Annotated in this window: 16 protein-coding genes and 1 tRNA gene; 16 read left to right on the forward strand and 1 reads right to left on the reverse strand. The window is 52.1% G+C overall.

What is annotated here, in order from left to right:
* The first annotated feature begins 17 nt into the window (after positions 1-17).
* From PHR44_02685 to PHR44_02710, 6 genes are read left to right on the forward strand one after another with little or no spacing between them, the layout of a single operon-like run.
* Entirely contained in the window at positions 18-563 is a 546-nt protein-coding gene (locus tag PHR44_02685; GenBank protein ID MDD4909576.1) for a 2-oxoacid:acceptor oxidoreductase family protein, read from the forward strand.
* Positions 548-811 carry a 4Fe-4S binding protein gene (locus tag PHR44_02690; protein ID MDD4909577.1) on the forward strand — a complete coding sequence of 88 codons (264 nt, stop codon included), beginning with the start codon at positions 548-550 and terminating at the stop codon, positions 809-811. Before PHR44_02685 ends, PHR44_02690 begins: the two co-directional genes overlap by 16 nt.
* Positions 808-1,986: a transketolase C-terminal domain-containing protein gene (locus PHR44_02695; GenBank protein MDD4909578.1), complete on the forward strand. Its 1,179-nt coding sequence runs from the start codon at positions 808-810 to the stop codon at positions 1,984-1,986. Before PHR44_02690 ends, PHR44_02695 begins: the two co-directional genes overlap by 4 nt.
* The gene (locus PHR44_02700) at positions 1,983-2,870 is read left to right on the forward strand and encodes a thiamine pyrophosphate-dependent enzyme (protein MDD4909579.1); all 888 of its coding nucleotides are present in this window, start codon (positions 1,983-1,985) and stop codon (positions 2,868-2,870) included. Before PHR44_02695 ends, PHR44_02700 begins: the two co-directional genes overlap by 4 nt.
* 25 nt (positions 2,871-2,895) lie before the next feature.
* The gene (locus tag PHR44_02705) at positions 2,896-3,375 is read left to right on the forward strand and encodes a ferritin-like domain-containing protein (protein MDD4909580.1); all 480 of its coding nucleotides are present in this window, start codon (positions 2,896-2,898) and stop codon (positions 3,373-3,375) included.
* A gap of 2 nt (positions 3,376-3,377) precedes the next feature.
* The gene (locus PHR44_02710; GenBank protein MDD4909581.1) at positions 3,378-3,560 is read left to right on the forward strand and encodes a ferredoxin; all 183 of its coding nucleotides are present in this window, start codon (positions 3,378-3,380) and stop codon (positions 3,558-3,560) included.
* Between the two features lie 3 nt (positions 3,561-3,563).
* On the opposite strand, the gene PHR44_02715 is transcribed toward PHR44_02710, so the two are convergent.
* Positions 3,564-5,024, reverse strand: a complete 1,461-nt coding sequence (locus PHR44_02715) for a SurA N-terminal domain-containing protein (GenBank protein ID MDD4909582.1) — start codon at positions 5,022-5,024, stop codon at positions 3,564-3,566.
* A gap of 117 nt (positions 5,025-5,141) precedes the next feature.
* Here PHR44_02715 and hisG point away from each other — a divergent pair, with 117 nt between their 5' ends.
* The 10 genes from hisG to PHR44_02765 all read left to right on the forward strand — a co-directional run bounded on the left by hisG (position 5,142) and on the right by PHR44_02765 (position 13,260).
* Positions 5,142-6,023, forward strand: a complete 882-nt coding sequence (gene hisG, locus PHR44_02720) for an ATP phosphoribosyltransferase (protein ID MDD4909583.1) — start codon at positions 5,142-5,144, stop codon at positions 6,021-6,023.
* Between the two features lie 137 nt (positions 6,024-6,160).
* Entirely contained in the window at positions 6,161-7,147 is a 987-nt protein-coding gene (locus tag PHR44_02725) for a tetratricopeptide repeat protein (protein MDD4909584.1), read from the forward strand.
* Positions 7,134-7,955 (forward strand): transketolase, encoded by an 822-nt coding sequence (locus PHR44_02730; GenBank protein ID MDD4909585.1) that lies wholly within the window; start codon positions 7,134-7,136, stop codon positions 7,953-7,955. The genes PHR44_02725 and PHR44_02730 overlap by 14 nt, the downstream gene beginning before the upstream one ends.
* A 2-nt stretch (positions 7,956-7,957) precedes the next feature.
* On the forward strand, positions 7,958-8,884 hold the full coding sequence (locus PHR44_02735; protein MDD4909586.1) for a transketolase family protein: 927 nt from the start codon (positions 7,958-7,960) through the stop codon (positions 8,882-8,884).
* Between the two features lie 7 nt (positions 8,885-8,891).
* Entirely contained in the window at positions 8,892-9,782 is an 891-nt protein-coding gene (gene ispE / locus PHR44_02740) for a 4-(cytidine 5'-diphospho)-2-C-methyl-D-erythritol kinase (GenBank protein ID MDD4909587.1), read from the forward strand.
* Between the two features lie 16 nt (positions 9,783-9,798).
* Entirely contained in the window at positions 9,799-10,206 is a 408-nt protein-coding gene (locus tag PHR44_02745) for a septation protein SpoVG family protein (GenBank protein ID MDD4909588.1), read from the forward strand.
* 3 nt (positions 10,207-10,209) lie between these two features.
* Positions 10,210-10,281, forward strand: a tRNA-Gln gene (locus PHR44_02750).
* A 27-nt stretch (positions 10,282-10,308) separates the two neighbouring features.
* Positions 10,309-11,571 carry an NTP transferase domain-containing protein gene (locus PHR44_02755; GenBank protein ID MDD4909589.1) on the forward strand — a complete coding sequence of 421 codons (1,263 nt, stop codon included), beginning with the start codon at positions 10,309-10,311 and terminating at the stop codon, positions 11,569-11,571.
* Complete coding sequence (locus PHR44_02760) at positions 11,568-12,509, forward strand: ribose-phosphate pyrophosphokinase (GenBank protein ID MDD4909590.1); 942 nt, start codon at positions 11,568-11,570, stop codon at positions 12,507-12,509. The genes PHR44_02755 and PHR44_02760 overlap by 4 nt, the downstream gene beginning before the upstream one ends.
* Before the next feature lie 22 nt (positions 12,510-12,531).
* Positions 12,532-13,260 carry a 50S ribosomal protein L25 gene (locus PHR44_02765; GenBank protein ID MDD4909591.1) on the forward strand — a complete coding sequence of 243 codons (729 nt, stop codon included), beginning with the start codon at positions 12,532-12,534 and terminating at the stop codon, positions 13,258-13,260.

A 13,260-nucleotide genomic window follows, 5' to 3' on the forward strand; every position in this document is an offset into this window, starting at 1 on the left:
TCCCGGGAGAAACATAAATGAAAGAGATACGCATACACGCGCGCGCCGGCCAGGGCGCCATTACATCAGCGGTCATTCTGGGCGAGGCCTATGTAGGCGAAGGTAAATTCGCCTATTGCTTTCCCAGTTTCGGAGCGGCGAGGATGGGCGCGCCTATGAACGGCTTCGTGAGAGTGGATACCAGGCCGGTGCGGCTGCGCAGTCAGATATATAACCCGGATTACGTTATAATCGTTGACGCTACCTTGATGAGAGGGTTTAATTGCCTTTCCGGGCTCAAGGACGACGGCATCGCCATCATCAACCAGAGAGAGGACGTGGAGATGCCCAAGCCCAAATCCAAACAAAAGATATATGTCGTGCCTGCCAACGCCATAGCGCAGGAGGCTATAGGCAGGCCGTTGGGAAATACGGCGCTGCTCGGAGCGTACGCGGCGGCAACAGGCCAGATAAAGCTGGACAGCTTAATAGAGGCGGTGAAGAAGAGGATGGCGGGCAAGATCGTGGAAGGCAACATAGCCGCCGTAAGGAAAGGATTTGAATTCGTATGCAAGGCCCAATAAAATCGCGCCCGGGTTCAAGCAAGACAAATAAGACCGGTTCCTGGCGCACAGACATAAAGCCGAAGTTCCTGCGTAAGAACTGCATTGCCTGTCGGTTGTGCGTTCTTGTCTGCCCCGAGGCCTGTATCAGCGGCAAGGAGAAAAATACCTTTTTGCCCGATTATGACTTTTGCAAGGGATGCGGGCTGTGCGCCGTAGTATGCCCGAAGAAAGACATTGAGATGATAAAGGAAAAGGATAAGGAATGAAACAGTTTTTAGAGGGCTCTCAGGCAGTAGCGCATTGCATAAAGGCGGTCAAGCCCGGTGTGATCTCGGCCTATCCCATTACGCCGCAGACGCACATCGTTGAAGAGCTGGCACAGATGGTGGCCAACGGCGAGCTTGACTCTCAGTTCATCAACGTGGAAAGCGAACATTCAGCCGCCTCCGTAGTGCTGGGCGGCTCCGCGACCGGGGTGAGGGTATTTACCGCTACCAGCTCCCAGGGCCTGCTTCTTATGGCGGAGGTCATATTTAACATAGCCGGTATGCGGCTGCCGGTAGTGCTTACCTGCGCCAACCGCGCCATATCCGCGCCCATAAATATCTGGAACGACCAGCAGGACTCCATTTCCCTGCGGGACGCTGGATGGATACAGTTTTACGCCGAGAGCAATCAGGATGTGGTGGACCTGCACCTTATGGCTTACCGCATAGCCGAAGATAACGACGTGATGCTTCCGGTAATGGTCTGTATGGACGGTTTCGCCCTGACGCACGCGGTAGAGGTAGTGGATATCCCCGCGGCGGAACAGGTGAAGAAATTCCTTCCCGACTACAAGGCGCCTTATAAATTAGATATAGATAATCCCATCACCCTTGGATTCCTGGCAGACCCTGGTTGTTACATGGAATGCCGTTACGCTGTTCAGAAGACACTGCGGGAGACCCTGGATCTTATCCCTAAGGTGCAGGCGGAATTCAACGCGGTCTTCGGCCGTTCAGCCGGCGGCCTGGTCGAGGAGTATATGGTAAAGGACGCGGAGAACGTCATCGTAGCAATGGGGTCTGTGTGCGGGACGATCAAAGATGTGGTGGATGAATTAAGGTCCAAGGGTAAAAAGGTCGGGCTGTTAAAGGTAATAACCTACAGGCCGTTCCCTGAACAGGCGATTTATGAGGCGTTGAAGAATACCGGCCGCGTAGCCGTGCTGGATAAGTCGATCTCGCTCGGCGCATACGGCCCGCTATACACGGATCTAAAGGGCGCGTTTTTCGCCAGGAAAAAGGCGCCCAAGGCGATCAGCGGCTTTGTAGCCGGCTTAGGGGGCCGCGACATAACCAGAGAGACGATCAAGGATATTTTTAAAAAACTCTCAGGCAAGCAGGTGAACGCCGAATTTATGGATTTGAAGCCGGAACTTTTAGAGGAGAAGGCATGAGCGTTGAAACGGGCGTGGAAAGGCATTTGTTTAATCCGGGCCACACGGCCTGCGCCGGATGCGGCCAGTCCATGGCGGCGCGCCTGGTAATAGAAGCGGCAGGCAGCAATACCATCATAGCCAACAATACCGGCTGCCTTGAAGTTTTCACCACGCGCTATCCTGAAACCGCCTGGGGCGTGCCCTGGATACATTCTTTGTTTGAGAACTGCGCGGCCGTTGCCTCAGGTATAGAGGCGGCTTTAAAGTATTTAGGAAAGAAAGAAGGGACTAACATCATTGCGCAGGCAGGAGACGGCGGCACAGCGGATATAGGGCTTCAGGCGCTTTCCGGCATGCTTGAGAGGGGCCACGATATACTTTATGTCTGTTATGACAATGAGGCCTACATGAACACGGGTATCCAGCGCAGCGGCCTGACTCCTTTTGGCAGTAACACCACAACCAGCCCTTCCGCGGAGTCCGCTTTTGGCAACCCCAGGCCCAAGAAACCTATGCCCGAGATAGCCAACGCGCACGGCATACCTTATGTCGCGACTTCCACTTCCGCGTTTCCGCAGGATATCCAGCGCAAGGTCAAGAAGGCGTTGAGCATAAAGGGCCCGAAATATATCCAGATCCATGTCCCCTGCCCCTTAGGGTGGCGCCACAGCCCGTCGCTGACAATACCGGTGGCAAAATTAGCCGTCGACACAGGCCTGTATCCCGTTATAGAGTATGAGAACGGCAAGTTGGCCGCGGTGAGAAAGATCGCGCCCCTGCCGGTGGAAGAATATCTTAAAGTCCAGGGCCGTTTCAAACATATCCTGAACAACCCGGAAGAGATCAAAAAGGTCCAGGCAATAGCGGATAATAACATAGAGAAGTACGGATTAAAGCAGTAGTTCAAAACACAGAGGAGGTGGCAAAATGGGCAAGACCGCGCGTGCGATATGTGATGTAAGCTTAAAAGAGTTACTCAAGGACCTGAACAAGGCGTATTGCGACGAATGGCTGGCGTTTTATCTCTATTGGTATATGGCGCAGACGGTTTCCGGCAAGGCCTATGAAGATATGCAGGAGTTTTTGAACAAGATCGCCAAGGATGAGTTGGAGCATGCTCAGGAATTGGCCGATCTGATCACCAAGTTGGGAGATGTGCCTACGGCAAATCCCATGGAATTGGAAAAGAACGCCAATTTCCCCTATCCCGCGCCTCCCAAGAATACCGCCGACATAAACCGGATCATCCGCATTGTGATGGAGGCAGAGGCAGGGGCTATTGAGGTTTACAATAAGATCGCCAGGAAGACGCTGGGCAAGGATAACGTCACTTATCAGTTAGTCACGCACATACTGTCCGAGGAAGTTGACCACGAAGAGATGTTTGAAAACCTGTTGGAGAGGTAATTATGGCTAAAGTAACTGTTGATGCTTCAACTTGTGTGGGATGCGGCTTGTGCGCGCAGGCCTGCCCCGATGTCTTTGAGGTGCAGGCGGACGGCGTGGCGCATGTCAAGGCGTCCGGCTGCTCAAGTTGCGACGTTAAGGAGATCGCGGGACAGTGTCCTGTCAACGCGATCAAGGTAGAGTAGGATTTACCGGCTTAAGATCTGCAGGTTGGCTTTTTTATGCAGCTCGGCGAGCAGGCCCTGAAAGAATTTCTCTTTCTTTTCTTCAAGGAGGCGTTTACTGAACGCCTCCTTTTCTTTCGCGAATTTTCCTTCATCCACGCCGATAAATTCATTTAACTTCAATACATAGAAGCCGGAAGGCGTTTCCAGCAGGGGGCTTATCTCGCCTTTTTTCTTCAGGTTGAACGCCGCCTCCCAGAATCCTTTATAGTTGCCTATCTCCGGTATATAACTGTCGCGGCCAAACGGCTCGGTATTTCCCTTTTTCAGGCCGAATTCATCCGCCATCCGCCCCAGGTCAATATCCTTTTTGCCTTCTTTGAATTTGTCTATCTTCTGAAGGCATTCGGCAAGTTTTTCCCTGGCCTCTTCTTTAGCCAGGTCATATATAAGCGTCTCCCTGACCTTGTTCTTTATTTCCTCAAATGGGGGCAGGTAGTTTTCTTTTCTGTCTTTTATTTTCAGGATATAGACGCCCACGGCCGTGGGTATGGCGCCGCTTACGCGGCCTTTTTTAAGGCGGGAGATCTCCTCAAACACATTAGGGGAGAATCCTATGCCGGGTATGGGCTCCTGCGTGCTGATAAATCCGGTCTCTTTTATCCTCAGGTTATTTTCTTCCGCCGCCTTCTTCAGGTCGTCATTTTCAGAGACCTTGCTTGAGATCTCCCGCATTTTTTTGTGGGCCTGCTCTTTCATCTCTTCCGTGGCATCAGCGGGGTGATCAAGGCCGATATACTCTACATTTACCGCCAGGCCTATGCGGAAGCTTTGCGGGTTCTTATTGAGGAAATCCCTTAATTCTTCGTCGGAGACCTCTATGCCGGCGGTGAAGGAGCCGGGGAGCGCCGCGATATATTCTACCTTTACTTTTTCGTTGCTTTTTTTGTATTCCCGCGCCGCCTCTTCTTCGTTCACGGATATATCCCCGGTGAGCCGCTTGTATAATTCTTCTATCATAAGCGATGACCTGATCTGCTCTTCAAATTTTCTGGGGGAGGCGAGGAAGGAGTAGTGCAGCACGTTCTCGTATCTTTCTTTGTTGAAGCCGCCGTTTTCCTGGAAGAAGGGGAAGGCGCGCACGCTTTCTATGACCTTTGTATCGGATATCTTTATTTTTCTTTTTTTCGCCTCTTCCAGCAGCAGTATCCTTTCCCATGCCTGCGCGTTCAGGTTCAGGTAGTCCTTTATCTTTTCAAATTCTTCGCCGAATCTCATCAAGGCAAGGTTCCTCACGGCGTTTAAGCTGTCCTGGTATTCGCTGAAGGTGATCTTCCTGCCGAAGGCGGTCCCGGCGTGCGTGGGCTCGTTCTTGCTTCTTATCGCGCTGCCCGCGCCCCAGAACACAAAGGCGGGGATGATGATGACGGCCAGCCCGATGAGTATCCTTTTTTGCACCTTTTTCTTGTGTAGTATGCTTAGCATCTGTTACCTCTCTTTCTTATGCAGTTCATTATAGGGAGGAAACTTAAAAAAATCAATCTCTAAATCACTTGCAAATTTTCTTTACAAAGCAGTGGTGTAAATGTATAATAAATCTCTATGAAAAAGAATATTCTAAAACTGGGGCTGCCGAAGGGGAGCTTGCAGGAGGCCACCTTTAAGATGTTCAACAAGGCGGGCTTCAACATCACCGTGGGCTCGCGGTCGTATTTTCCTTCCATAAACGACAGCGAGATAGAGTGCGTGCTCTTGCGCGCGCAGGAGATGTCCCGCTACGTCCAGATGGGGGTGCTTGACTGCGGCATTACCGGAGAGGACTGGATATTGGAGAACGGCTCGGACGTTGTCCGGGTGTCGGAATTGACCTACGCCAAGCAGAGCCTCAACCCCGTAAGGTGGGTTTTAGCCGTGCCCGAAGAGTCATCCATAAGGTCCGTAAAGGACCTTGGGGGCAAGTCCATCGCCACGGAACTGGTGAATTTTACCACGCGCTACCTGAAGAAAAACAAGGTGAACGCCGACGTGGAATTCTCCTGGGGCGCGACCGAGGCAAAGGTGAATGCCGGCCTCGTGGACGCGATCGTGGAACTGACGGAGACCGGCTCGTCTTTGCGCGCGAACAAACTAAGAGAGGTGTGCACCCTATGCACTTCAGTCACGCAATTTATAGCCAATAAAAAGTCATACAAGGACGCCTTCAAGAGGCGCAAGATGGAGCAGATCGCGCTTCTTTTGCGCGGGGCGATAAACGCGGAAGAGAAGGTGGGCTTGAAGATGAACGTCAGGCAGTCAGACCTTAAGAAGGTCATATCCAAACTGCCCGCCTTGAAGAAGCCGACCATTTCTTCATTGAGCAGCGGCGGCTGGTATGCCATAGATACCGTTATAAACGAAAGCGTGGTGCGCTCTATCATACCGGAGTTGAAAAAGGCCGGCGCTGAAGGGATCATAGAGTATCCGTTGAACAAGGTGATTTTATAGAGAAGGAGTTTAGGGCTATGCCTTGCGGCAGAAAAAGGAAGAGAAGAAAGATACGCACGCATAAGAGAAAGAAGGCGCTTCGCAGAAGAAGACATCTTAAGAAACGCGCCTGGGGATCAAAGAGCTGACGGCATCAGATGCGTTTGGGATCTGATCCGCGCAAGGTCTTAGCCACAGCGGCGGCTATCTGTGGGTTGTCCCTGTTTTTTTCCGGTCGGGGTTATGGCGGCCAGTTGAAGGACATAGGCGGGCTGAGCCATTTTATGATGGGCGTTATATACGACCGGCTGGACGACGTAGATAAGGCAATTGAAGAATACCGGAGTTCTATCCGCCTTGAAGAGGGCGTGGCCTATACGCACGTACGCCTCGCCGCCGACTACATAAAACAGAACGATTCCCAAAAGGCCATTGAAGAGCTTAAGGCCGTATCTGAGATCGACCCTGACAACATAGAGTCCCACGCGATACTGGCACTTCTGTATACATCCGAGAAAAAAACGGAAGAAGCGGCGGAGGAATACGAAAAATTCCTGACAGGGGCCTCTAAGCTGGACCCTGATAATACCCAGATCTACCACCAGTTAGCCCAGGTGTATTACATACAGAAAAAGACAGGGCAGGCGATAGAGGCATACAAGAACATTCTGGTGATCTCCCCCGACGATGCTTTGGCCCGTTTTTATCTCGGGTCGCTCTACGAAGAACAGAAGATGCACGCGGAGGCGGAAGAGGAACTTAAAAGGTCGCTCAGCCTGCAGCCGGATTCCCACCAGGCGATGAACGCGTTGAGCTATATGTATGCCGAAAAAGGGGAAAATCTGGATGAGGCAGAGGCGCTTGTGAAGAAGGCGCTGGAATTTGAGCCGGCCGAGGGCGCGTATCTGGATACGCTGGGATGGGTTTATTTCAAGAAAGGCAAGCTCAATGAAGCGGTGGAATACCTTAAGCGCGCCGCTTCTCTTCTTGATGACCCGGTAATATATGACCATCTGGGCGACGCCTATGAGGCAAGCGGCTTAAAGGATATGGCTGATGAGGCCTGGGCCGGGGCGTTGAAACTCAACCCTGAGTTAGAGCGGATAAAGGCCAAAATAGAAGGCAGGCAAATTGAAGCACATTGAAGAGAAGATAGAGTTCCTGGAAGAAAAGGCAAGGCATATCAGGCGGCTGATCATAGATATGCTGTTTAAGGCCGGCAGCGGCCATCCCGGCGGGAGCCTTTCATCGGCGGACTTGATCGCGGCATTATATTTTGAAGTACTCAAGCATGACCCTGAGAATCCCAGGTGGCCTGACAGGGACAGGTTTCATTTATCTAAAGGCCACGCCTGCCCTGTGGTTTATGCCGCCCTTGCCGAGGCAGGTTATTTCAAAAAAGAGGAACTCTGGACATTAAGGGAGTTGGGGTCTATATTGCAGGGGCATCCTGACAGGCGCACGCCCGGTATAGAGGCGGCTTCCGGTTCTCTCGGACAGGGGCTCTCAGTCGCTTTAGGCATGAGCCTCGCCGGCCGTATAGACAAGAGGGGCTACAGGGTCTATGTGCTTATGGGAGATGGAGAGATACAGGAGGGCAATATATGGGAGGCGGCAATGGCCTGCTCCCACTATAAGTGCGATAATCTCTGCGCGGTCCTTGATTATAACGGTTATCAGATAGACGGCAGGGTATGCGATGTCATGGGCATTGAGCCGATCAAGGAGAAGTGGGTAAGCTTCGGCTGGAATGTTTTAGAGATAGACGGGCATAATATGCGCCGGATCGTTTCGGCGTTTGAAAAGGCGGCGCGGCACAAAGGCGCCCCGACGATCATCATCGCCAGGACCACCAAGGGCAAAGGCGTATCCTTTATGGAGAACATCGCCGATTTCCACGGCAGGGCTCCTACCGAAGAAGAGACAAAGAAGGCGTTGGAGGAATTGGGCTGATCATGACTGAATCATTGTACGCGAGAGAGGTTTACGGAAAGACGCTCGTTGAGCTGGGCAGGAAAGACCCCAATATCGTCGTATTTGATTCCGACCTGTCCTGTTCTACAAAGACCGCGCTCTTTAGAAGGGATTTCCCCGAGAGGTTCTTTAATTTCGGCGTGGCTGAGCAGAACATGATGGCAACCGCCGCCGGCCTTGCCAGCTGCGGCAAGATAGTGTTTGCCTCAACCTTCGCCATGTTCGCCACCGGCCGCACATGGGACCAGATAAGAAACAGTATATGCTACAGTAATTTCAACGTTAAGATCGTGGCGACTCACGCGGGTATAACCGTAGGCCCTGACGGCGCCAGCCATCAGGCGCTTGAGGATATAGCGCTTATGCGGTTGATCCCCAATATGAAGGTCATTGTCCCCGCGGACGGGCCGGAAACGCGTGAGGCCGTGATGTATGCCGCGGCCGCGCCCGGGCCGTTTTATATCAGGCTGGGAAGGGTAAAGGTTGAAACGATCGACGGCAAGCCGCCTTACTGTTTCGGCAAGGCATATTCTTTGACCGAGGGCAGCGACATAGCTATAGTTGCCTGCGGCATTATGGTGCAAGAGGCGTTGAAGGCGGGCGCCGCCTTGAGAAAAGAAGGCATTTCCTGCCGCGTGATCAATATGCACACGATCAAACCGATCGATGCCGATATATTGATAAAGGCGGCGAAAGAGACAAAAGGCATAGTCGTTTGTGAAGAGCATTCCGTAATAGGGGGCCTTGCCTCCGCCATAGACGAGGTAGTGGCTGAAAACTTTCCCAGAAAGGTATTGAGAATAGGCGTGAAGCATAGATTCGGCCAGTCAGGCAGCCCGCAGGACCTGCTCAAAGAATATAACCTGACGGCGGAGGATATAGTAAAGACGGCAAAAGCACTGCTTTGATGTCATCATGTTGTCTCTCACCGTAGATTCGCCTGCCAAGTTGAACCTGTTTCTTTCTGTGGGCAACAGAAGGAAGGACTCCTACCATAATATAATCACCCTGTTTGAGCGCATAGACCTTAAAGACCGCGTAACCTTAAGAGTTATCAAAGAGCCCGGTATCGAGATCGTGTCTGAAAACAGCCGGATACCGCGCGATGAGACAAATCTTGCTTACAGGGCTGCCGCGCTTCTTAGGGATGAGTTTAAACCGCGGGCAGGCGTAACGATCAATATAGAGAAGCGCATACCTGTTGCGGCGGGTTTAGGGGGCGGCTCCAGCAATGCCGCGGCGGTGTTGATGGCGCTGCCGCGCATGTGGCGTATCCGGATAAGCAGGGACAGATTAATTAAATTAGGCAGGGCATTGGGGGCGGATGTCGCCTTTTTCCTTTTCCGCGCGCCTTTCGCGCTTGGTGAAGGCGCCGGTGATGAGATAAAAGTCATACGCGATATAAAACACAGGTTCTGGCATGTATTAGTTGTGCCGGATATAGAGGTTTCTACGCGCTCCATTTATGAAAAGTTTGACCTTGTTCGCGGGGAAAAATTAAGCCCCGAAAGGTTGACAAAGGCGCGCTCAGATGTTAAAATATTGCATAATACCTTGAAATTCAAGAGGTTTGCTCTCATCTCAAAAAATCTTAAGAATGAATTGGGCGAGGTCGCCGCGGGGTATATAGACGGCATAGCCAGGGCAAAAAGTATTCTTAGGAAGGCAGGGGTTGGGCCCGTAGCTGTTTCAGGCAGCGGCCCGGCCGTATTTTCAATAGTTAAGTCGAGAAAGGAGGCGGAAGAAATTAAGGGGCGGCTTGATGGGTTAAAAGGCTTAAGGGTGTTCGCGGCGAAGACCTATTAATTTCAAAGGGGGGGCTATGGAGATAACCGAAGTCAGAGTCTTCTTGAAGGACAGTCCGGACAAGAAACTGAAGGCATACGCGACGGTCACATTTGACGACGCGTTCGTGGTCAGGAATATAAAGGTCATTGAGGGTAAGAGCGGTTTGTTCATAGCCATGCCTTCACGCAAGATAAAACAGCCGTGCCCTAAGTGCGGCGCGAGGAACGAATCGCGCTCCAAGTACTGCGGTGAATGCGCCGCTTCCCTTCCTGTGCCGGTAAGGCCGGCCCCGGGGGAGATGGGTAATGCTCAATCAGAGCACAAAGATATAGCCCACCCCATTACGCAATCGTTCAGGGAGCTTTTACAGAAGAAGGTGCTTGAGGCATACGAGCAGCAGAAGAAGAGCCCCGTATCCGCTTCCGTGGTAGATGATATATAATACTGGGACGTCGTCCAATCGGTAGGACACGAGAATTTGGGTCTCGCTATTGTGGTTCGATTCCACACGTCCCAAAGAATGAAAGGCGCCTGTTGAGTTGATATGAATAAAAACATAGCGGTCATAATTTTAGCGGCGGGAAAAGGCACGAGGATGAAGTCGGACACCCCCAAGGTCATGCATCCTTTATGCGGCAGGCCGATGTTGAGCTATGTCTTTGACCTGGCGCGCGGCCTGGGCGCGAAAAAGACGGTTGTCGTATTGGGGCATCAGCATAGAGAGATAAGGAGGATAGTCCCCGCCGGCGTAAAGATCGTCCTGCAGGATAAACTCCTGGGCACAGGAGACGCGGTTAAAAGGGCGCTTGGGGCGCTGGCAGGCTTCAAGGGAAGCGTTTTAATACTTTACGGCGACATCCCCTTATTGAAGAAAGAGAGCGTCAAAGGGCTTCTGAAATTCCATACCGGAAATGCCATAGACGCTACGGTCCTGACGGCGCTGGCCGGCGACCCCTCCGGTTATGGCAGGATCTTAAGGGACAAATGCCGCGCCGTCCGCGGCATAGTGGAAGAGGCGGACGCCAACGACGCCGAAAAGAACATCAATGAGATCAACACCGGCATAATCTGTTTCAGCAAGGAACGGCTATCCGGCGTTTTTAAATACCTCAAGGCCGACAACCGCAAGAAGGAATATTATCTTACCGATATAATCAGTGTCTTTTACGAAAAAGGGCTTTTGGTTGAGGCGATAAGGATAAAAGACGCTGAAGAGGCGATGGGGATCAATTCGCGCCTTGATCTAAGCCGCGCGAGCGCGGCCATGCGGCGCAGGATAAACCACGATTTAATGGATAAGGGCGTGACGATCGCCTCCCCGGAGCACACATTTATCAATTACGGCGTTAAGATAGGCAAGGGGAGCGTAATTTATCCCTTTACAGTAATAGAGAACAATGTTATAATTGGACGCAATTGCTCAATAGGGCCTTTCTGTCATTTAAGGGACTCTGTAACGCTCAAAGATGGAACGTCGGCAGGCAATTTCGCCGAACTCGTCCGCACGCGGGTAGGCAAAAATACCCTGATAAAACATTTTAGTTACTTAGGAGACGCCGATATAGGGGCGGGAGTAAATATCGGGGCCGGATGCGTTGTTGCCAATTTTGACGGCGCGGGGAAGCATAATACGAAGATCGGCAGCCGCGCGTTTATCGGCTCTGATTCGGTCCTGGTGGCGCCGGTAGAGATAGGCAGGGGCGCCAGGACAGGCGCCGGATGCGTGGTCACCAGGGACGTGGCCGCGGACAGCGTAGTGGTGGGAGTGCCCGCGCGGCCTTATACCCCAAGGAGTAAAAAAAGATGAAGGATCATATTTCGGTTTTCAGCGGCAATGCCAACAGAAAACTGGCGGAGGACATCTGTGGTTATTTGAAGGTCCCGCTCGCGAAGGCGCTGGTAGGCAGGTTCAGCGAAGGCGAGATAAGGGTAAAGATAGAGGACAATGTGCGGGGCAAGGATGTCTTTGTTGTCCAGCCCACGTGTTCTCCTCCCAATGATAATTTAATGGAGCTGCTTATAATGATCGACGCCTTAAAGCGGGCTTCCGCCAGCAGGATAACGGCGGTGATGCCCTATTTCGGCTACGCCCGCCAGGACAGGAAAGATCAGCCGCGCGTGCCCATAACCGCCAAGCTGATCGCCAATCTTCTGACGGTGGCCGGCAGCGACAGGGTGTTGACTATGGACCTGCACGCCGGGCAGATCCAGGGTTTTTTTGACATACCGGTAGACCACCTCTTCGCCGTGGGCGTGCTCATAGAGGAATTCAAGGCCATGGGCCTGGAGAACGTCGTAGTCGTATCGCCGGACGTAGGCAGCATTAAAATGTCGCGCGCCTACGCCAAGCGCCTGAATTCCCGTTTAGCCATAATCGACAAAAGGCGCATTGACCCCGAGGATACAGAGGCGATGCATATTATGGGTGAGGTCAAGGGCAGCGATGCCATTATTGTTGACGATCTTATCGCTACAGGCAGTTCCCTGCTTGAGGCGGTAACCAAGCTGAAAGAGGAGGGCGCCAGGGACGTATATGCCGCGGTAACCCACGGTGTTTTGTCGGGGCCGGCGATAGAAAAAATAGATAAATGCCAGGCGTTAAAGCAACTCATGATCACCGACAGCATTCCTCTTGAGAACCATAAGAGGCATTCCAAGATAAAGGTGTTAAGCGTGGCCCCTCTTCTGGGCGAGGCGATAAAGCGTATTTACAATGAGGAGTCCATAAGCTGTTTATTCGATTGAGAAAAGGAGAATGTGAACCGCGATGGAAGAATTAATACTGCAGATAGAACCACGTAAGGAAGTCGGCAAAAGCGACGTAGGCAAGATGAGGCGCGAGGGCTTTGTGCCCGCCGTAGTGTACGGAGAAGGCAAGAAGACCGAGCCGGTCAAGATATCGTCTCATGAACTGTTCAAGTTTATACACGCGCACCGCCTTGAGAACGTCATAATAAACCTCATGCCTAAGGGCGCCTCCGGCAAGGAAAAAGGCAAACAGGTGATAATAAAAGAGATACAGTATCACCCCGTGGACGGCGATATCGTGCACATAGATTTTCACCAGTTGTCCCTCACAAAGGCGATCCAGGTCAAGGTCAGCGTTGAGGCCAGGGGCGACGCGGTAGGCGTTAAGGCGGAGGGCGGCGTGCTTGAACATAATCTCTGGGACATAGAGATCGAATGCCTTCCTACGCAGATCCCGCCTAAGTTTGAAGTGGATGTGAGCAATATGAAGATAGGTGATGTAGTGCATATAAAGGATATGGCCTTTTCTCCGGATATAAAGGTATTGCATGACCCTGATACAATAGTGTTGTCTATCGTGCATCCGGTCAAGGTGGAAGAGGCGGCCGCGCCTGAAGAGGCGGCTGCCGAGGCGCAGGAACCGGAAGTCATAAAGAAGGAAAAGAAGGAAGGGGAAGAGGGAGAGGCCGCGCCTGAAGAAAAGAAGGAAGAGAAGAAGCCGCAGAAAGAAGAGAAAAAGGGCGCTTAA

This window comes from Candidatus Omnitrophota bacterium (assembly GCA_028707125.1).
In the GTDB taxonomy this organism is placed as follows: domain Bacteria; phylum Omnitrophota; class Gorgyraeia; order Gygaellales; family JAQTUX01; genus JAQTUX01.

Coding starts and splice junctions, on each gene's coding strand:
- PHR44_02765 (MDD4909591.1), top strand. CDS start 12,532: ATGGAAGAATTAATACTGCAGATAGAACCACGTAAGGAAGTCGGCAAA.
- PHR44_02725 (MDD4909584.1), top strand. CDS start 6,161: ATGCGTTTGGGATCTGATCCGCGCAAGGTCTTAGCCACAGCGGCGGCT.
- PHR44_02700 (MDD4909579.1), top strand. CDS start 1,983: ATGAGCGTTGAAACGGGCGTGGAAAGGCATTTGTTTAATCCGGGCCAC.
- PHR44_02755 (MDD4909589.1), top strand. CDS start 10,309: ATGAATAAAAACATAGCGGTCATAATTTTAGCGGCGGGAAAAGGCACG.
- PHR44_02690 (MDD4909577.1), top strand. CDS start 548: ATGCAAGGCCCAATAAAATCGCGCCCGGGTTCAAGCAAGACAAATAAG.
- PHR44_02685 (MDD4909576.1), top strand. CDS start 18: ATGAAAGAGATACGCATACACGCGCGCGCCGGCCAGGGCGCCATTACA.
- PHR44_02695 (MDD4909578.1), top strand. CDS start 808: ATGAAACAGTTTTTAGAGGGCTCTCAGGCAGTAGCGCATTGCATAAAG.
- PHR44_02705 (MDD4909580.1), top strand. CDS start 2,896: ATGGGCAAGACCGCGCGTGCGATATGTGATGTAAGCTTAAAAGAGTTA.
- PHR44_02760 (MDD4909590.1), top strand. CDS start 11,568: ATGAAGGATCATATTTCGGTTTTCAGCGGCAATGCCAACAGAAAACTG.
- ispE (MDD4909587.1), top strand. CDS start 8,892: ATGTTGTCTCTCACCGTAGATTCGCCTGCCAAGTTGAACCTGTTTCTT.
- PHR44_02745 (MDD4909588.1), top strand. CDS start 9,799: ATGGAGATAACCGAAGTCAGAGTCTTCTTGAAGGACAGTCCGGACAAG.
- hisG (MDD4909583.1), top strand. CDS start 5,142: ATGAAAAAGAATATTCTAAAACTGGGGCTGCCGAAGGGGAGCTTGCAG.
- PHR44_02710 (MDD4909581.1), top strand. CDS start 3,378: ATGGCTAAAGTAACTGTTGATGCTTCAACTTGTGTGGGATGCGGCTTG.
- PHR44_02735 (MDD4909586.1), top strand. CDS start 7,958: ATGACTGAATCATTGTACGCGAGAGAGGTTTACGGAAAGACGCTCGTT.
- PHR44_02715 (MDD4909582.1), bottom strand. CDS start 5,024: ATGCTAAGCATACTACACAAGAAAAAGGTGCAAAAAAGGATACTCATC.